The organism is Bradyrhizobium campsiandrae, from assembly GCF_014529705.1.
Classification (GTDB): Bacteria; Pseudomonadota; Alphaproteobacteria; order Rhizobiales; family Xanthobacteraceae; genus Bradyrhizobium; species Bradyrhizobium campsiandrae.
Genome location: NZ_JAANIH010000092.1, coordinates 1 through 17780, shown reverse-complemented (window position 1 = coordinate 17780; position 17780 = coordinate 1). Strand labels below are relative to the sequence as shown.

19 protein-coding genes are annotated in these 17780 nt (G+C 65.6%); 7 read left to right on the top strand and 12 right to left on the bottom strand.

Going from position 1 to position 17780, the window contains the following annotated elements:
* Positions 1–9: 9 nt before the first annotated feature.
* Positions 10–1233: an MFS transporter gene (locus G8O24_RS39020; RefSeq protein WP_376708093.1), complete on the bottom strand. Its 1224-nt coding sequence runs from the start codon at positions 1231–1233 to the stop codon at positions 10–12.
* A gap of 134 nt (positions 1234–1367) precedes the next feature.
* On the opposite strand from G8O24_RS39020, the gene gcvA reads away from it, so the two are divergent.
* Complete coding sequence (gene gcvA, locus G8O24_RS39015; protein WP_188107826.1) at positions 1368–2288, top strand: transcriptional regulator GcvA; 921 nt, start codon at positions 1368–1370, stop codon at positions 2286–2288.
* On the opposite strand, the gene rimM is transcribed toward gcvA, so the two are convergent.
* The 3 genes from rimM to ffh all read right to left on the bottom strand — a co-directional run bounded on the left by rimM (position 2285) and on the right by ffh (position 4773).
* Positions 2285–2797, bottom strand: a complete 513-nt coding sequence (rimM, locus tag G8O24_RS39010) for a ribosome maturation factor RimM (protein ID WP_188107825.1) — start codon at positions 2795–2797, stop codon at positions 2285–2287. The two genes, gcvA and rimM, sit on opposite strands and share 4 nt — an antisense overlap.
* Positions 2798–2807: 10 nt before the next feature.
* Positions 2808–3140, bottom strand: coding sequence for a 30S ribosomal protein S16 (rpsP, locus tag G8O24_RS39005; protein ID WP_057740692.1), 333 nt, complete (start codon positions 3138–3140; stop codon positions 2808–2810).
* Positions 3141–3225: 85 nt separating this feature from the next.
* Entirely contained in the window at positions 3226–4773 is a 1548-nt protein-coding gene (ffh, locus tag G8O24_RS39000) for a signal recognition particle protein (RefSeq protein WP_188107824.1), read from the bottom strand.
* Positions 4774–5230: 457 nt separating this feature from the next.
* Here ffh and G8O24_RS38995 point away from each other — a divergent pair, with 457 nt between their 5' ends.
* On the top strand, positions 5231–6292 hold the full coding sequence (locus G8O24_RS38995) for an MBL fold metallo-hydrolase (protein ID WP_188107823.1): 1062 nt from the start codon (positions 5231–5233) through the stop codon (positions 6290–6292).
* Between the two features lie 204 nt (positions 6293–6496).
* Here the strand turns inward: G8O24_RS38995 and G8O24_RS38990 are convergent, their stop codons facing one another.
* Both G8O24_RS38990 and G8O24_RS38985 read right to left on the bottom strand, forming a co-directional pair.
* Complete coding sequence (locus G8O24_RS38990) at positions 6497–7207, bottom strand: SIMPL domain-containing protein (RefSeq protein WP_188107822.1); 711 nt, start codon at positions 7205–7207, stop codon at positions 6497–6499.
* 5 nt (positions 7208–7212) lie between these two features.
* Positions 7213–7938 carry a GyrI-like domain-containing protein gene (locus tag G8O24_RS38985; protein ID WP_188107821.1) on the bottom strand — a complete coding sequence of 242 codons (726 nt, stop codon included), beginning with the start codon at positions 7936–7938 and terminating at the stop codon, positions 7213–7215.
* Between the two features lie 218 nt (positions 7939–8156).
* Here G8O24_RS38985 and dapF point away from each other — a divergent pair, with 218 nt between their 5' ends.
* Positions 8157–9032 carry a diaminopimelate epimerase gene (gene dapF / locus G8O24_RS38980; RefSeq protein ID WP_188107820.1) on the top strand — a complete coding sequence of 292 codons (876 nt, stop codon included), beginning with the start codon at positions 8157–8159 and terminating at the stop codon, positions 9030–9032.
* Positions 9032–10354, top strand: a complete 1323-nt coding sequence (mtaB, locus tag G8O24_RS38975; protein ID WP_188107819.1) for a tRNA (N(6)-L-threonylcarbamoyladenosine(37)-C(2))-methylthiotransferase MtaB — start codon at positions 9032–9034, stop codon at positions 10352–10354. Before dapF ends, mtaB begins: the two co-directional genes overlap by 1 nt.
* 83 nt (positions 10355–10437) lie before the next feature.
* Here the strand turns inward: mtaB and G8O24_RS38970 are convergent, their stop codons facing one another.
* Both G8O24_RS38970 and G8O24_RS38965 read right to left on the bottom strand, forming a co-directional pair.
* Positions 10438–11547 (bottom strand): DUF2336 domain-containing protein, encoded by a 1110-nt coding sequence (locus G8O24_RS38970; protein WP_188107818.1) that lies wholly within the window; start codon positions 11545–11547, stop codon positions 10438–10440.
* Positions 11548–11651: 104 nt separating this feature from the next.
* Positions 11652–12353: an RluA family pseudouridine synthase gene (locus tag G8O24_RS38965; protein ID WP_188107817.1), complete on the bottom strand. Its 702-nt coding sequence runs from the start codon at positions 12351–12353 to the stop codon at positions 11652–11654.
* 47 nt (positions 12354–12400) lie between these two features.
* Between G8O24_RS38965 and ftsY the strand changes: the two genes are divergently transcribed.
* The 3 genes from ftsY (at position 12401) to G8O24_RS38950 (ending at position 15332) form a co-directional block, all read left to right on the top strand.
* On the top strand, positions 12401–13348 hold the full coding sequence (ftsY, locus tag G8O24_RS38960) for a signal recognition particle-docking protein FtsY (RefSeq protein WP_188107816.1): 948 nt from the start codon (positions 12401–12403) through the stop codon (positions 13346–13348).
* Positions 13349–13351: 3 nt separating this feature from the next.
* Complete coding sequence (locus G8O24_RS38955; protein ID WP_188107815.1) at positions 13352–13954, top strand: septation protein A; 603 nt, start codon at positions 13352–13354, stop codon at positions 13952–13954.
* A 181-nt stretch (positions 13955–14135) separates the two neighbouring features.
* Positions 14136–15332: a hypothetical protein gene (locus G8O24_RS38950; RefSeq protein WP_188107814.1), complete on the top strand. Its 1197-nt coding sequence runs from the start codon at positions 14136–14138 to the stop codon at positions 15330–15332.
* Between the two features lie 33 nt (positions 15333–15365).
* On the opposite strand, the gene G8O24_RS38945 is transcribed toward G8O24_RS38950, so the two are convergent.
* From G8O24_RS38945 to ccmB, 4 genes are all read right to left on the bottom strand, one after another.
* The gene (locus G8O24_RS38945) at positions 15366–15959 is read right to left on the bottom strand and encodes a DsbE family thiol:disulfide interchange protein (protein ID WP_188107813.1); all 594 of its coding nucleotides are present in this window, start codon (positions 15957–15959) and stop codon (positions 15366–15368) included.
* Entirely contained in the window at positions 15956–16153 is a 198-nt protein-coding gene (ccmD, locus tag G8O24_RS38940) for a heme exporter protein CcmD (protein ID WP_188107812.1), read from the bottom strand. Before ccmD ends, G8O24_RS38945 begins: the two co-directional genes overlap by 4 nt.
* Positions 16150–16935 carry a heme ABC transporter permease gene (locus G8O24_RS38935; RefSeq protein ID WP_188107811.1) on the bottom strand — a complete coding sequence of 262 codons (786 nt, stop codon included), beginning with the start codon at positions 16933–16935 and terminating at the stop codon, positions 16150–16152. Before G8O24_RS38935 ends, ccmD begins: the two co-directional genes overlap by 4 nt.
* 86 nt (positions 16936–17021) lie before the next feature.
* Positions 17022–17690, bottom strand: coding sequence for a heme exporter protein CcmB (ccmB, locus tag G8O24_RS38930; protein ID WP_188107810.1), 669 nt, complete (start codon positions 17688–17690; stop codon positions 17022–17024).
* Between the last annotated feature and the right edge of the window lie 90 nt (positions 17691–17780).

Genomic DNA, 17780 nt, shown 5'->3' with positions numbered 1-17780 from the left:
GTCGAGGGCTTAGCGGGCGCGCCTTTCGTCGGCGAGATGCGAGGCCAGCATCAGCGCCAGCGGGCAGATCGCCAGTGCCGTGGCGGCCGTTGCCGCGGTTGCCAGGGGCGGCCCGAGGGCGTCGCCGAGCAGTCCATAGAGCACCGGCGCGGTTGCGCCAGATCCGATCGTCCCGGTGTAGAACAGCGCAAAGGCGCGCTCGGTGCGATCAGGCGAGGTGAGCTCGGGGACCGTCCCGTACAGCACCGAAGATGTACCGTTGAGTGCCACGCCCAGCAACGGCAGCACGATGATGGCCGGGATCAGCGGCAATAACAGCACCGCGAGAATCAGCGCGGCCGTGCCGCCTTCGGTCAGCAGCACGGTGCGGATCGTGCCGACGCGAGCGCCGAGCCAGCCGCAGGTGAATTTGCCGGTAGCGCCGCCGATGAACAGCATCGCGAGCGCAACGCCGCTCGTTGGCAGTGAAGCGCCCTTGTCGCGCAGCAGGAAGGGCAGGAAAGTGAGGAATCCCATTCGCACCGCGCTGTCGAGAATTCCGATCGCGAGCAGCCAGGAGAAGCCGCCGCGGCCGCGCCTCGCGCCTTGGGCCGTGGCCGCAGCCGACTTGTGCGCAAAGCCTTTGCCGACAGCAGGCATCAGCAGCGCGAGACAGAGTGCAACGAGCATGCCCGCGACTGCGACCAGCAGCAGCGCGTGACGCCAGGACGTGATCACGAGCAGCATCGCCGTCAGCGCCGGGAGCGCCGCCTTGCCGAGATCGCCGCTGAAATTGTAGATGCCGAGCGGCCCGCGTGCGGCCTCGCCATAAGCGCGCGACACCGCGGCCGAGGCCAGCGGATGCTGCGTGCTCGCGCCTGCGCCCGACACCAGCAGCGCGAGGCCCAGTCCGACGACACTGCCGGAGAGTCCCGCGAGCACATAGCCGAGCGCCGCCACCATCGTGCCGAGCGCGAGCAGGATCTTTCCGTCGATCCGCTCGGCCAGACGGCCGACCGGGATCTGCAGCCCGGCCATGGCGCCGGAATAGAGCCCGCGCATCACCGCCAGCAGCCCGTAGCTGAGCGCGAACTCGGCCTGCCAGACCGGCAGCAGCACATAGATCAAGTCGGTATAGCCATCGTGCAGGGCGTGGTTGAGGCCGGTCGCCGCAAGCGTGCGGCGCGGTTTGCTCAGGGTTTCCGCATCAGCAGCGGCCGTTTGCTGTTGCGATAGAAAACTTGAGGGAAGAATTGCCAAGGTCCGAACCCAAATTCGTCGAAAGATGAAACAGTGCGCGTGCTTTGAGCCTCATTATGCGGCCTTCAAGAAACTGTCACAAACTAGTAATAATCGGGATTTGCGCTAGAAATTCTACTGTATGAGCCATGTTCGTTCCTCGCCGCAGCCTGCCGCCGCTAAATGCTGTCCGTGCCTTCGAGGCGGCCGCTCGTCTCGGCAGTTTCAAGGAAGCCGCCGTCGAGCTCGGCGTGACGCATGGCGCCGTCAGCCAGCAGATCCGTTTGCTCGAAAGCTGGCTCGGACCGCCCGCGCTATTCCGGCGATCGGTGCGGCGCGTGGTGCTGACCCCGGCCGGCGCTGCACTGCTCCAGGAATTCGCGCCCGCGCTCGACCGGATCTCGGCGGCCGTGCAGCAGCATCGCAAGCGACGCGGTGAGGCGCCGGCTGCAGTGTTGCGCGTCAACGCGCTCGCGACCTTTAGCCTGCGCTGGCTCTTGCCGCGCATGGCAAGGTTTCGCACTGAACATCCCGATATCGAGGTGCGCTTGTCGACGTCGAATGATCAAGTCGATGCGCTACCCGAATTGTTCGATGTCGTGATCCGCGGCGGGCCCGACACTTTTCACGGCTTTGCGTCGCGCTTCCTGTTGTCGGAGCAGCGGCTGCCGGTGTGCAGCCCCGCGCTGCTCGCGCAATTGCCGCTGACGGAGGTTGCCGATCTCAGCCGGCATACGCTGCTGCACGTCACCTCGATGCCGCGGCTGTGGCGCGACTGGCTGACGGATGCAGGCGAGTCCGCGCTGGAGGGCGCGGCGACGCTGACCTTCGATCACTTCTATCTGACGCTTCAGGCCGCGCTCGACGGCCTGGGCGTCGCGATGGGGCCGACGGCGCTGATTGCCGACGATCTCGCCGCCGGCCGCCTGGTGACGCCGTTCCCGGATATCAGGCTGCCGGCCCGCAGCTATTTCGCGTATTTCCCGGAGGGGCGCGACGACGATCCGCATCGCGCGGTATTTTGCGACTGGCTCGAGCAGCAGGGGCGTCAGACAAGCGGTCGGAGCTAGCGCTCCTCGCCCTCGATCTCCTGCGGCAGCGCGATCACGACGCGGCCGCCTTTGAGATCAACCTCCGGCACCACAGCATTCGAGAACGGCAGCAGCATCGTCGCGCCCTTGAGTGGGGCGATCTCGATGATGTCGCCGGCGCCGAAATTATGGATCGCGAGCACGCGGCCGAGCGGATCGCCGTCCGTGGTGACGGCGGCGAGCCCGATCAGGTCGGTGTGATAATATTCGTCCTCGTCGGTCGCGGGCAGTTTTTCGCGCGCGACGTAAAGCTCGATGCCGTTGAGGCGCTCGGCCTCATCGCGGGTCGCAACGCCCTTGAAGGTCGCGACCAGATGGTCCTTGGCTTCGCGGACTTGCGCCAGCTCGAACTGGCGCTTGCCGTCCTTGGAAAGCAGCGGACCGTAGCGCTTCACGGCAAAGGGATCTTCGGTGAAGGTCCACAGCTTGACCGCACCGCGCACACCATGCGCGGCGCCGATCCGCGCGACGCAGACCAGCGCCGACATGGGCTAGCCCTTAAGCCTTCGCGGCGGCTTCGGCCTGCGCCTTGCGCTCCTTGCGCGGCACGGCCTTCTCGGGATTGTTGCGGGCTTCGCGCTTCTTGACGCCGGCGGCATCGAGGAAGCGAGACACGCGGTCCGACGGCTGCGCGCCCTTGGCGAGCCAGGCCTTCACCTTGTCCATGTCGAGCTTGAGACGAGTCTCGTTGTCCTTCGGCAGCAGCGGGTTGAAATAGCCAAGGCGCTCGATGAAGCGGCCATCCCTGGGGAAACGCGAATCGGCGACGACGACGTGATAGACGGGACGCTTCTTGGTGCCTGCGCGGGCGAGGCGGATAACGACGGACATCTAGTTCTCCTTCAAAGTACGTTTTGTTCGGTTGATCGGTATTCCGCGTCGCCCGAGACCGATGCGATCCCTCGCGACGAATTCCTCATTTCTTCTTGCCAGGGAAACCGCCGAGACCCGGCAGCGTCGGCTTGCCGCTCAACCCGGTCAGTCCGGGAAGGTTCGGCAGGCCGCTGCGGAGACCAGGCGGCAGATCCTTCGGCAGGCTGGGCAGACCCTGTCCGCCGCCGCTCTGCATCTTCTCCTGCATCGCCTTCATCTCCTCGGGCGAGGGCATCTTCATGCCGCCGCCAAAACCCATCGCCTGCGCGATGCCGGCGAGCGGGCCGCGCTTGCCGGAGCCCATGGCCTTCATCACGTCGGCCATGTTCCGGTGCATCTTCAGGAGCTTGTTGACGTGCTCGACGCTCTGGCCGCTTCCGGCCGCGATGCGCTTCTTGCGGCTGGCCTTGAGCAGGTCCGGATGGCGGCGCTCGTCGCGCGTCATGGAATCGATGATCGCGACCTGGCGCTTCAGGATCTTGTCGTCGATGCCGGCGGCGGCGATCTGGTTCTTCATCTTGGAGATGCCGGGCATCATGCCCATCAGGCCGCTGATGCCGCCCATGTTCGCCATCTGCAAAAGCTGCTCGCGCATGTCGTTGAGGTCGAACTGACCCTTGCGCATGCGCTCGGCGGTGCGCGCGGCCTTTTCGGCGTCGATATTGGCGGCGGCACGCTCGACCAGCGACACCACGTCGCCCATGCCGAGAATGCGGCCGGCGATACGGTCGGGGTGGAAATCTTCCAGCGCGTCGGTCTTTTCACCGGTGCCGATCAGCTTGATCGGCTTGCCGGTGACCGCGCGCATCGACAGCGCAGCGCCGCCGCGGCCGTCGCCGTCCACACGTGTCAGCACGATGCCGGTGAGGCCGACGCGCTGGTCGAACGAGCGTGCGAGATTCACGGCGTCTTGGCCGGTGAGCGAATCCGCAACGAGCAGCACTTCATGCGGATTGGCGGCCGCTTTGATCGCGGCTGCTTCCGCCATCATCTCTTCGTCGAGCGTGGTGCGGCCGGCGGTGTCGAGCAGCACGATGTCGTAGCCGCCGAGCTTGCCAGCCTCCAGCGCGCGCTTGGCGATCTGCGTCGGCTGCTGCCCGGCGACGATGGGAAGCGTCGGAATGTCGAGGTCGCGGCCGAGCACGGCCAGCTGCTCCATCGCCGCCGGACGATAGACGTCGAGCGAGGCCATCAGCACCTTGCGCTTGTCGCGCTGGACCAGACGGCGGGCGAGCTTGGCGGTGGTGGTGGTCTTACCGGAGCCTTGCAGGCCGACCATCATGATCGGCACCGGCGGCACGGAATTGACGTCGATGGTCTGGCTTTCGGCGCCGAGCGTGTTGATCAGCTCGTCATGGACGATCTTGACCACCATCTGGCCGGGAGTGACCGACTTGACGACGGTGGCGCCGATCGCCTGCTCGCGCACGCGCTCGGTGAAGCTGCGCACGACCTCGAGCGCGACGTCGGCCTCGAGCAGCGCGCGGCGCACCTCGCGCATCGCGGCGTCGACGTCCTTTTCGGTCAGCGCGCCGCGCCCCGTCAGACGATCGAGAATGCCACCAAGCCGTTCCGACAGATTGTCGAACAATGAAGTCGTCCTCTTTTACCTCTCCCCGCCTGCGGGGAGAGGTCGGATCGCCTCGGCGATGCGAAGCATCGGCCGGTGCGATCCGGGTGAGGGGGTAGGGGACCATCCACGCGCACCATGCGCCGAGAGAGCCCCTCACCCCGACCCTCTCCCCGCAAGAGCGGGGCGAGGGAGAATAAAGTCCAAACACCTTTGCGCCCGAGGGCGCATCGCGCTGTCGGGCGTTGGCCTCTGGCCTCCGGGGCCAGTCGGCGGGTCGAAAAGAAAGCCTTTCCGAGAAAGTGGCTGGCTTAAACGCCCTCAGGGCCGGAAAGTCAAGGAAAGTTAGGGCGGCGGGACGCCCTTGGCAGGTTAGTGCATTGAAAACATGACATTTCTGTCAATGGGTTCCTTTTCCGGAGGCCCCGCCCATATAGCCGGTGATGTCTTACCGCCGCCACCAGCCCTGACGCCGCCCGTGCCGATCACCCGCCGCCGCTTTTTCGGACTGTTTGCCGGGACCGGTGCGCTGGTCGGTGCCCCCCTCTGGATATCCAGCATGAAAACCTATGACGGCCCCGTCTCCGACCATTTCAATGGCCTGCATTTCTTCGATCCGGATGGTTCGCCGCCAAAATCGCTCCGCGAGGTGCTGCGCTGGCAGTTCAGCGGTGGGCGGGAGCGCGCCAAGTGGCCGGTGTGGGCGCCGAGCCCTCACGCCGATATCCCGCCGGCACGCGTCGATGGCGGCAAGGTGCGGCTCTCCTTCGTCGGTCATGCCAGCTGGCTGATCCAGGCCGGCGGTCTCAATGTCCTCATCGATCCGGTCTGGTCCTCGCGGGTCTCGCCGGTCTCCTTTGCCGGGCCGAAGCGGCGCAACGATCCCGGCATCGCCTTCGAGAAGCTGCCAGACATCGACGTCGTGCTGGTCTCGCACGGGCACTACGATCATCTTGATCTCGCGACGCTGTCGCGTCTTGCCAAGAATTTTGCGCCGCGCGTGGTCACGCCGCTCGGCAATGACGTCACGATGCGAAGTTACGATTCGACGATCAAGGCGGAAGCGTTCGATTGGCACGCGCGCGTCGAGCTTGGCGGCGGCATTGCCGTACATCTGGTGCCGACGCGGCATTGGACCGCGCGCGGCGTGTTCGACCGCAACAAGGCGCTGTGGGCGAGCTTCGTGCTGGAGACCCCGGCGGGAAAAATCTATGTCGTCTGCGATTCCGGCTATGGCGATGGCCGGCATTTCCGCCGCGTCGCGGAGAGGCATGGGCCGTTGCGTCTGGCGATCCTTCCCATCGGAGCCTACGAGCCGCGCTGGTTCATGCGCGACCAGCACATGAACCCGGAAGATGCAGTGAAAGCGCTCGCCGATTGCGGTGCCGAGCAGGCGCTCGGACATCATCACGGCACGTTCCAGCTGACCGACGAGGCGATCGATGCGCCGGCGAAAGCGCTGGTCGAGGCGCTCGATGCCGCGAAGATTCCGCAGCACCGGTTCGTGGCGATGAAGCCGGGACAGGTGGTGGAGATTTAGTTGTCGCTGTCGCCGCACACACAACTGTCGTCCCGGACAAGCACGCCCTAAGCGCGCGCAGATCCGGGACCCATACGCCGCAGCACTAGTTTGGCGAAGACGCGGAGTTACCTGCGTCGTGTCATCACCACTCCCTGTGGCTATGGGTCCCGGCCTTCGCCGGGACGACACTGTTCGTGTTGCGGCAGCGTGCCTCTTACGACTTTACTGCCCCGGCTTGATCGCCCAGCTCACATTCACCGTCACCGACAGTGTTTCCTCACCCGGCGCAACGGCTGCAGGCGCCGCCATCGGGGCTGCGGCCATGCGGCCCTTGAACAGCGGCATCGGGGCGCCGCCTTCGGAGATGCTGAGCGGCGCGCCCAGTGTGACGCCGGTGGCCTTGGCGTAGATTTCGGCCTTGCGGCGGGCATCGGCGACCGCCTGCTCGCGGGCATCGTCGAGCAGTTTTGACGCCTGCGTCACCTCGAAGGAGATGTTGCCGATGTCGTTGGCGCCGGCACCGACCAGCGTGTCGATGATGCCGGCGACCTTGGTCACGTCGCGAATCTTCACCGTGACGCGGTTGGAGGCGCGGAAGCCGACCACAGGGTTGGCGCCCGTTGAGCGGTTCGGCGCATATTGCGGCTGCAGCGACAGCCGCGAGGTCTGATAATCCTTCTCCGAGATGCCGGCGCCCTTCAGCGCCAGCAGCACCTTCCCCATCGCCGCGTTGTTGGCATCGGACGCTTCCTTCGCCGACTTGGCGTCATTGGCGACGCCCGCATCGATCTGCGCGAGATCGGGCGCGACTGAGACGGTCGCCTCGCCACTGACAGTGATGGCGGATGGAAAATCCTCGGCATATGCGGGCATGGCGAACAGTGTTGTGGCGACAATGGCGGCAAAGCAAGCAACAACGGTGGGCTTTTTCATCAGTCTCACTTCAGCGGTACGAAAACATTGATCACGAGCTTGTCCTCGGCCGTCTTCAGAGGATCGGTGAGGTACTCCTCAATGAAGGTATCCTTGGCTTCCAGCTTCTTGTCGTCGAGGTGATTGGTGATCGCCTCGTAGGTGTTGTCCATGTTGTCGTAGGAGCCGCGATGGACGAATTTCAGCGCCTTGCCTTCGGGCGATTTGCCGATGCTCATGTCCTTGGTCAGGTTCTTCGGATCCTGATCGATCGGGATCTCGGCGAGGAAGGTGAAGCCGGTGTCATCCGTCGAGGTGTAGACGATCATCGAATTGCCCGATGGCTTGATGCCCTGCTTGTCCAGCAGCGTGTTGAGCGCCTTGAAGGCATCGACCAGCGTGTCGAAGGCAGATTCCCAATTGGCGGTGCCCTTGACCATCACGACCTTCTTGGCCTCGAGCGTGGTCTCCTGGCCGAAAGGATCGGCGGTCTGCACCGGAGCGGGCGTGGCGGCCGCGGCGGGCGGCGGTGCCGCGGGGCTCGGCGAGGCGCTGGCCGCGGGTGAGGGCGACGCTGCCGGCGCGGGCGATGCGCTCGCCGCCGGGGAGGGCGAGGCCGACGGAACGGGGGAGGGACTTGCCGAGGCTGATGGCGCCGGGCTCGGGGTCTGCGCAAGACCGCCGGACAAGCCAAGCGACAGGGCCGCTGCCGCGATAAGCGCGGCCAGAGCAAGACGACGAAACCCGATCATTCCATTCTCCCCAAGATCTTCCGTATCAAGGCCTTAACGACCAAGGCCAAAATCCGGTCGCGCATCCCCCTTTGTGCGAACTGCGCGGTTCTAACACGCGAGCGCCAAATTCGTCCCATGACGTCTGCGTCATGGCAGACGCCCGGCTCGCGGGGCGCAAATGACTGGCCAAGCGGCCAAAGATCGCCATATAAGACGGGCGAAATTCGGGAATTTTCATGAGCGCGCTGGCCAACCACGCATTTGCCAAGATGAACGGCATCGGCAACGAGATCGTCGTTGTCGACATGCGCGATTCTGCCGGCCGCATCACGCCTGATGATGCCCGTGCGGTCGCCTCCGCGAACGGCGGCGTGCCCTATGACCAGCTCATGGTGCTGCAGAAGCCGCGGCTCGACGGCACCGAAGCCTTCATCAGCATCTACAACAATGACGGCTCGGAAGCCGGCGCCTGCGGCAACGGCATGCGCTGCGTGGTTCGGCGCATCTTCGAGAAGAGCGGGCAGACCACGGCGACGTTCCAGACCGCGGCCGGCCTGCTCAATGCCTGGCAGGGCCCGGCGCCGGACCTCTACACCGTCGACATGGGCGTGCCCAAGTTCGGCTGGCAGGACATCCCGCTGGCGGAGGAGTTTCGCGACACCCGCTACATCGAATTGCAGATCGGACCGATCGACAATCCGATCCTGCATTCGCCGTCCGTGGTCAACATGGGCAATCCGCACGCGATCTTCTGGGTCGACGACGTCAATGCCTATGATCTCGAGCGCTTCGGCCCGCTCCTGGAAAATCATCCGATCTTCCCGGATCGCGCCAACATCACGCTCGCCCACATCGTCGATCGCGAGCACATCACCATGCGCACCTGGGAGCGCGGCGCGGGGCTGACCCGGGCGTGCGGCTCGGCCGCCTGCGCGACCGCGGTCGCGGCGGCGCGCTTGAAGCGCACCGAGCGCAAGGTCGAGATGACGCTGCCTGGCGGCAAGCTCGGCATCGAATGGCGCGAGCGCGACGATCACGTCCTGATGACGGGCACGGCGACCTTCGAGTACGAGGGCAAGTTCGCCCCGGCGCTGTTCGCGCCCGCAAGCTGATGGCTGTCGACATCGTCACCTTCGGCTGCCGCCTCAACGCCTTCGAGGCCGAGGTGATCCGTCGTGAGGCCGAGGGCGCCGGGCTGTCCGACACCATCGTCGTCAACAGTTGCGCCGTCACCAACGAGGCGGTGGCGCAGGCGCGCCAGTCGATCCGCAAATTGAAGCGCGAGCGCCCCTCGGTGCGCATCGTCGTCACCGGCTGCGCGGCGCAGACGCAAAGCGCGATGTTCGCCGACATGACTGAAGTCGATCGCGTCGTCGGCAACGACGACAAGATGCGCAGCGAGGCCTGGCGCGCCACGCGCACCGCCTTTGATCTCGGCGCCAGCGAGAAGATCGCCGTCAGCGACATCATGGCCGTGAAGGAGATGGCGCCGCATCTGATCGACGGCTATGCAAGCGGCCTGCCGCGCGTGTTCGTGCAGGTGCAGAACGGCTGCGACCATCGCTGCACCTTCTGCATCATCCCGTTCGGCCGCGGCAATTCACGCTCGGTGCCGATGGGCGCGGTGGTCGATCAGGTGCGCACGCTGGTCGAGCGCGGTCATGCCGAGATCGTGCTGACCGGCGTCGATCTCACCAGTTACGGCACTGATCTGCCGGGCGCGCCAAGGCTCGGCATGTTGACGAAGCAGATCTTGCGGCATGTCCCGGAGCTGAAGCGCCTGCGCATCTCCTCGATCGATTCGATCGAGGCGGATGCCGATCTGCTCGATGCCATCGCCGATGATGTCAGGCTGATGCCGCATCTGCATCTGTCGCTCCAGTCGGGCGACGACCTGATCCTGAAGCGCATGAAGCGGCGGCATTCGCGGCAGGATGCGCTTCGCTTCTGCGATCAGGTCCGGCGCCTGCGGCCGGACATCGCGTTCGGCGCCGACATCATCGCGGGCTTTCCCACCGAGACGGAGGAGATGTTTGCGCGCTCGCTCGATCTGGTCGAGGAGTGCGGCCTGACCTTTCTGCACGTCTTCCCTTACTCGCCGCGTCCCGGCACGCCGGCTGCAAAGATGCCGCAGGTTGCCGGCGTCGCGATCAAGGAGCGCGCGAAACGCCTGCGTGCGGCTGGCGAAGCCGCGCTACGGCAGCGCCTGCAAGGCGAGATCGGCGCGACACGCGATGTGCTGATCGAGAGCGAGAGCCTGGGTCGCACGCAGCATTATCTGCCGGTGACGATTGCGGGCGAGCGTGTGGGGAGCGTGGTATCGCGACGGATTGTTGGCCATGATGGCGAGCGGTTGACCACACAATCAATTGTCGTCCCGGCGAAGGCCGGGACCCATACGCCGCAGCAAGAGCTTTGCGACGACTCGGAGTGATCAGTTCGCCCAAAAACCTTTCCCGGCCTTCGCCCGGGACGACCCCGAGGGTATAGATGCGGGGTGCTTAAGCCATGCGCCCCCTACGACGCCCGCACCTGCCAGAACCTGAGCGTGCGCCGCGCATTTTCCGCCGTCATGCGCGCGAAATTGCTCTTCGCCCTCGCGACATCCGCAGGTTTCATCGCGCCCGTCGCAAACCGGCTTTCGAGCACGGCTGCCGTCGTGTCCCAGCTCAGCTGGGCCGCCTTGCACGGCACCAGCAGTCCGTCTTCGCGCAGGCTCTGCATCAGCGGACGAATCACCTCGACAGTGGATCCGGACAGCGCTGCCAGGGCGGCGACGGCTTCTTCATAGCGCCGCTGCCTGGCGAAGTTGAGCAGCGTCGCTTCGTTGAGCTGGCCGGCGGCCTTCAGACCTGCAATCGCCCGCTTGGCGCCCTCGAAATCACGAACGCCCGACATCTCGCGCTCGACGCCGATGGTGACGGCCGCGATCGCGCTCTGGATCTCCTCGAACAGATGCGGCGGCGCGCGCGACAGCAATCGGGTGCGAACCGCGTCCGTCGCCGAGCGCAGCAATTTGCGGCGCAGATCCGATGGCAGGTCGACGCGGACGCCGACGCTGACGGCGAGCTCGGGGTCGGATTCGGCATGGCCGACGATGATGGCAAAGCCGTTGCCCGACACACGCGCGCCGGGATTGGCGGCGAGGCGGCGGCTGACGCTGGGATAGCGTCGCGCCAGCAACGCGTCGGTGACGATCTCCTTCAGCCACCAGCGGCCGGCGACCGCGAGCAGATGCGGCTCGCTCTTGCTGGAGGCGATCTTCACCAGCTCGCCATCGTCGAGGCGCGCGGATTCCTGCAGCACGGGGCCGGCGATGCGGATCTCGTCATTGTTGGCGAGGCGGCGAATCACAGACGGCGGCGCCTGCGCGATCGGCGCGAGCTGGGCGCTGATCTCGGCCAGCGCGACGCGTGCGCCCATGTCGGCGATGGCGCGCAGCTCGATGGTGCTGATCAGGCGCTCGAGCACGTCGTCGAACAGCGCGATCTGCTCGTCGTCAAAGCTTCCGGCGGAGGACAGGAACAGTTCGGTGACGCGCCGGGCCGTTTCGAGGCCCTTTTCCGCCGAGCCGAGTCGAATCGCGGATTCGACTTCGTCGATGATCGATAACTCGGCCTTGGACATGACGCGGTGCTCGTCCTGAGCGGATGACGGAGGCTTGTTCTAAGCAACCGCTAGCATTAGCGACGAGCACTGAATGTTTGGTAAACCATGCCTTGGAGAAGCCGTTATTCCCCGTTCCAGCCGCAGGCGCGGAGTTTTTCGTGCATGTGGGGCGGCGCCGGCGCGATCACGCGAACGGGCTCCTTATTCCGGGAGATCGGCACCACGATCTCGCGGGAATGCAGATGCAGCTTCGGCTCGCCAAAACGCGGGCCGTTGCCGTAAATGTTATCGCCGAAGATCGGCCAGCCGGTCGCCGACGAATGCACCCGCAATTGATGGGTTCGGCCGGTCACGGGTTCCATGGCAAGCCAGGTAAAGCCCTCGCCGCGGCCCATCACCTTCCAATTTGTGACAGCCTTCTGTCCCTCGGGATCGGGCTTCTGCCACCAGCCGCGCTCGGCATTGAGCCGGCCGAGCGGCATATCGATGGTGCCCTCGTCCGCGGCCGGGCCGCCTTCGACCACGGTCCAGTAGGTCTTGCCGATCTTGCCATGCTTGAACAGCAGGCCCAGCGAGGCGGTCGCCTTGCGATGGCGGCCGAGCACGAGGCAGCCGGAGGTGTCCTTGTCCAGGCGGTGGGCCAGCACCGGCGGGCGCGGCAGGCCGAAGCGGAGCGCGTCGAAGGAATCCTCCAGATTGGGTCCGCCCTTGGGGCCGCGATGCACCGGCAGGCCGGCCGGCTTGTTGATGACCAGCATCAAGCCGTCGCGATGGAGCACGCGGGCTAAAATCTCCTCGGCGGTCAATTCGGGAACATCGAGCAATTGCAAGACTTTCGTTTAACAGCGGGAACGGCTAACACACCGCCACCATGAACGATACCACTCCCGAGACCCCCAAGCTGAGCTGGTGGCGCCGCCTGTCCAACGGGCTGAAGCGCACCTCGTCCTCGCTCGGGACCGCGGTCGCCGATCTCGTCACCAAGCGCAAGCTCGACCGCGCCATGCTCGACGACATCGAGGACGTGCTGCTGCGCGCCGACCTCGGCACGTCAGTTGCGGTCCGGATCGCGGAGTCCGTGGGCGCCGGACGCTACGACAAGGCGATCTCGGCCGACGAGGTCAAGGACGTGGTCGCGACCGAGGTCGAGAAAGTGCTGGCGCCGGTGGCCAAGCCCCTCGAGATCGATGCCGCCAAGAAGCCGTTCGTGATTCTCGTGGTCGGCGTCAACGGCTCGGGCAAGACGACGACCATTGGAAAACTCTCGCAAAAGTTCGCCTCCGAAGGCCGCAAGGTGATGCTGGCCGCCGGCGATACGTTTCGCGCCGCCGCCATCGAGCAGCTCAAGGTCTGGGGCGAGCGCACCAAGACGCCCGTGATCGCGGGCGCGCAGGGCTCCGATTCGGCGAGCCTCGCCTTCAACGCGTTGACGGCGGCGAAGGAGCAGGCCATCGACGTGCTCCTGATCGACACCGCCGGCCGCCTGCAGAACAAGGCCGAGCTGATGAACGAGCTCGAGAAGGTCGTGCGCGTCATCCGCAAGGTGGATGGTTCAGCGCCGCACGCAGTGCTGCTCGTGCTGGATGCCACCGTCGGCCAGAACGCGCTGTCACAGGTCGAGGCCTTTCATCGCACCGCGGGAGTCACGGGTCTCGTGATGACCAAGCTCGACGGCACCGCGCGCGGCGGCATCCTGGTGGCGCTCGCGGAGAAATTCAAACTGCCGGTGCATTTCATCGGCGTCGGCGAAGGCGTCGACGATCTCGCGCCCTTCACCGCGCGCGATTTCGCCCGCGCCATTGCCGGAATCGAAAGCTAGAGAATGGACAAGACCCAGCCGCATCCGCTGTTCAAGCTTGCGACCGAGCTCGGTCCGCTGCTCGTGTTCTTCTTCGTCAATGCGAAGTTCAATCTGTTTGCCGCAACCGGCGCCTTCATGGTCGCGATCGTGGCGGCGATGATCGCATCCTATGTGGTGACACGCCACATCCCGATCATGGCGATCGTGACGGGCGTGATCGTGCTGGTGTTCGGCACGCTGACGCTGGTGCTGCACGACGAGACCTTCATCAAGGTCAAGCCGACCATCATCTACGGCCTGTTCGCCGCGATCCTCGGCGGCGGCCTGTTGTTCGGCCGCTCCTTCATCGCCGTGATGTTCGACCAGATGTTCAATCTGACCCCGCAGGGCTGGCGCATCCTCACGCTGCGCTGGGCGCTGTTCTTCGCCGGCATGGCGGTGCTGAACGAAATCGTGTGGCGCACCCAGAGCACCGACTTCTGGGTGAACTTCAAAGTGTTCGGCGTCACGCCGATCACCATGATCTTCGCCATCGCCCAGATGCCGCTGACCAAGCGCTATGGTGTCGAGCCGGTGTCGCTGGAGACCAGCGAGGCCGAGGCGGGAGACGTTCGCAAGGGGTGACGTATTCACGCTGCCGTGCACTTCGGGTGCGTTTGCGGCCGCGCGGAGTGGCGGTTCCGGTCAGTTTCTTCACGGCTCTGTAACCGCAAGCTGAAATGATTCAGCGCTTTACCTTGCCTGAAAGGCCACAGGCGGTAGCCTTTTCCCGCAAAGACATGGTGGCACGCCGGAGGGCCCGGTGGTGAGCGCAACACAGGACCACACTGCTGAACACCTGATCCAGTACCTTCGGCAGCTCGCTCCGCAGGTCCGGCGCCGCCTGCTCGCCGAGCTGGAACGGCTGCATCTCCTCGGCGAGGATATCCCGCATTCCGAGCCATTGATCGCGGCGCTGCGGGCCGAGTTCCGCAGCACGGGCGACAATCACTATCGCGTCGGAAATCCCTCACGCTACTTCTTCGAGCCGCTCGAGCCGGTCCTGGTCGACAAAGCGCCGGAGCAGGCCAATAGCGGCCAGATCGCCCGTGGATCGCTCGCGCCGATCTGGAGCCTCGTGACCGAGCAATTGCTGCGCACCATGGCCGCCGACTATATCGCCAATGCGAAGAACGCCATCGCCGCCGACAAGCAGTCCGAGGCACGGCAGATGGCCCAGGCGTTTCAGAAGAAGGTCTCGATCTCCCTCAACGGCCTGCTGGGGTCTGCCGAGGGTGCCGCCAGCATTCGCGATGGGCTGATGGCCTATACCAGCTCGCATGCGACCTTCGACGACCTCAAGAAGATGCTGCGCTATCTCGACATGCAGCGGGAGCTCCAGGATTTTGGCCGTGCGCTTCCGTCGAAGATTGCCCGGCTCGAGGGTGCCAGCCTCGACAAGGTCCTCGCCCTCTTGAGCGCGCTCAGGGCCAAGCGTGTCGATACCGTGCCGTTCGCGCTCACGATCCTTTCAAAGCGCCTGGAAATTCCTTGGGAGCTACTGTCCGTCGCGACTGCTCCGGCCGACGACCGGACTGCGGCGCGGATCGCGGCGTCTCCCTTCGCGATTGCGGTGTCGATGGTGCTCGATCAGATCGAGGAGAAGCACGTCCTCCTGCTCTTTGCGCTCAGGAACAACCGCCCGGTGCGCGCCAGGGAGATCGTCGGCGAGATCTACCGGATCGAGCAGGCGCTGAGGACCGAGATCGAGCTCAAAGGGTCCGGCTGGGCCCGGCAGCTGGATGAGCTGATGGCGGCGGTCCAGGCCGCGATCGATGCGGAGATCAGCACCATTCCGGGCGATCACCGGCATCTGACGCACATTCTGGAATCGCCGCGGTTGCGCCCGGACCAGTCCTTCGGCCACAAGGTCGGCCACATGTTCGAGAAGGGCTGGGATGTCGTGGCGGGCTTGCTGGCAGGCAGCACGGACACGACCAATCGTCGCGACAACGTTTCGTGACCGCGGTCGCGGAGCAGCCGGTCCGCGCCATGGTCAGCTTCCGGCTTTGAGCGCCTTGTCGAGCTGGGGCAGGAGCACGGCTTTGAGATTGTCCGGCGTGATCGGGCCGACCAGCTTGTAGACGATGGTGCCTTCGGGGCCGACGACAAAGGTCTCCGGCACGCCATAGACGCCCCACTCGATCGAGGCGCGGCCATTGGCATCGACGCCGACGCGGCCAAACGGGTTGCCGTAGCGCCCGAGGAAGCGGCGCGCATTGTCGGGCGCATCCTTGTAGTTGATGCCGACCAGCTGAAAGCGCTTGTCCTTGGCAAGCTCCGTCAGCAGCGGCGCTTCGTCATGGCAGGGCACGCACCAGGAGGCCCAGACATTGACGAGGCTGACCTTGCCCTTGAATGCCGCGGGATCGAGCCCCGGCACCTGTCCGCTGTCGGCCTGCAATCCCTGCAGCGGCGGCAGCATCGTCTGCGGCGCGGGCCGGCCGATCAGCGCGGATGGAATTCGCGAGGGATCGCCGCTGCCGAGCCGGAACCAGAACAGCACGGCAAGTCCGAGGAAAGCGAGCAGCGGCAGCACCATCAGGAAGGTGCGGCGCACCGGCGGTGCCGAGGTCGATTGTTCGCTCATATCGTTGTCTTTGGCATGTCCACGGCGCTGCGGCCCGAGCGGCGGGTGACGCCGCTGCGATCGAGCTCGCGCAAACGCTTCGTCTGGCTACGATAGTCGAGCACGACCCAGCCGATCAGGAGCGCGACCACGATGGCCGCCGCCGCGTAGGACGTCACGATGAAGGAGGCGTAAGGACCGAACGACATGATCATGCAGCTCCTTTCGACGCGCTTTCCGGGCGTGCGCCGGGAGTCATCTCGCTCGAGAACGCGACGCGGCTTGCCTGCATCATCTGCAGGGAGCGCACGCGCCGGCGCAAAATCTCGTTGCGCATGGCGGCCAAGTGCAGCGTCACGAACAGCAGCGTGAATGCAACCGCCATCACCAGCAGCGGTATCAGGAACGATTTGTCGAGCGTCGAGCCGCCCATCCGCATCACCGAGGCCGGCTGATGCAGCGTGTTCCACCAGTCGACCGAGAATTTGATGATGGGCAGATTGAGCGCGCCGACCAGCGTCAGCACCGCGGCGGCGCGCGCCGCGCGCGAGGGATCTTCCACCGCGCGCCACAGCGCCATCAGGCCGAGATACATCAGGAACAGGATCAGCACCGAGGTCAGTCGCGCATCCCATTCCCAATAGGTGCCCCACATCGGCCGGCCCCACAGCGAGCCGGTGAGCAGCGCGAGGAAGGTGAAGCTGGCGCCGATCGGAGCTGCAGCCTTCGCCGCGACATCGGCGAGCGGATGCCGCCACACCAGCGTGCCGAGCGAGGCGACGCTCATGACGCCCCAGACGAACATCGACAGCCACGCATTGGGCACGTGGATGAACATGATCTTCACGGTCGCGCCCTGCTGGTAATCGTCGGGCGCCAGCGCGGATTGATAGAGGCCGATCGCGAGCAGGATGACGGTCGCGGCCGCAAGCCACGGCAACACCCGCGCCGAGAGCGCGAGGAACCTGGTGGGGTTGGCGAGGTCGATCAGCGACATGGTATCCTGATAATCACCCGGGACTGCTCACGCAATCAGCATGAAAGCGCGCGGCGAAAGTTGATCGGGGTCAAGGCAAGCCTATTTCAGTCCAGCCCGTGCTTCAGGCTCGCGGCCGCCGCAAACGGGCCGATCACGAGGCTGACCAGCGACAGCGCGCAGAGGATCGAGAACGGCGCGCCGAATGACAGCGGCCCGACGATCACGGCCTGGGAGGCGGCCACCCCGAAGATCAGCACGGGAATCGACAGCGGCAGCACCAGCACCGCCATCAACAGCCCGCCGCGGTGCAGCGTCACCGCCAGCGCCGCGCCGATCATCCCGGTGAAGGTCAGGGCCGGGGTGCCGGCGAGGAGCGTGAGCGCCACCGCGCCGGTCGCGACCATGTCGAGGTTGAGCAGCAGGCCGAGCACAGGGGTTGCGACGACAAGCGGCAGCCCCGCGGCCAGCCAATGCGCCAGCGCCTTCGCCGCGCAGGCCAGTTCCAGCGGCGTGCGGCTCATCGTGATCAGATCGAGCGAGCCGTCCTCATGGTCGGCCATGAACAGCCGGTCCAGCGTGAGAAGGCTTGCCAGCAGCGCCCCGAGCCACAGGATCGCCGGCCCCAGCCGCGACAGCAGCGCCAGGTCCGGGCCCACGGCGAAGGGCATCAGCACCACCACGGTGAGGAAAAACAGCACCCCAATGAGCGCCCCGCCGCCGACGCGGAGCGCGATTCGGATGTCCCGGCGGATCAGGGCGGACAGGGCGGTCATGGGAGGCTTCCTGCCAGGCGGTCATGGGAGCCCGGCTCGCGCTCCAGGCAAACCGCGCTCCCTCCCCCCTTGTGGGGGAGGGTCGGGGAG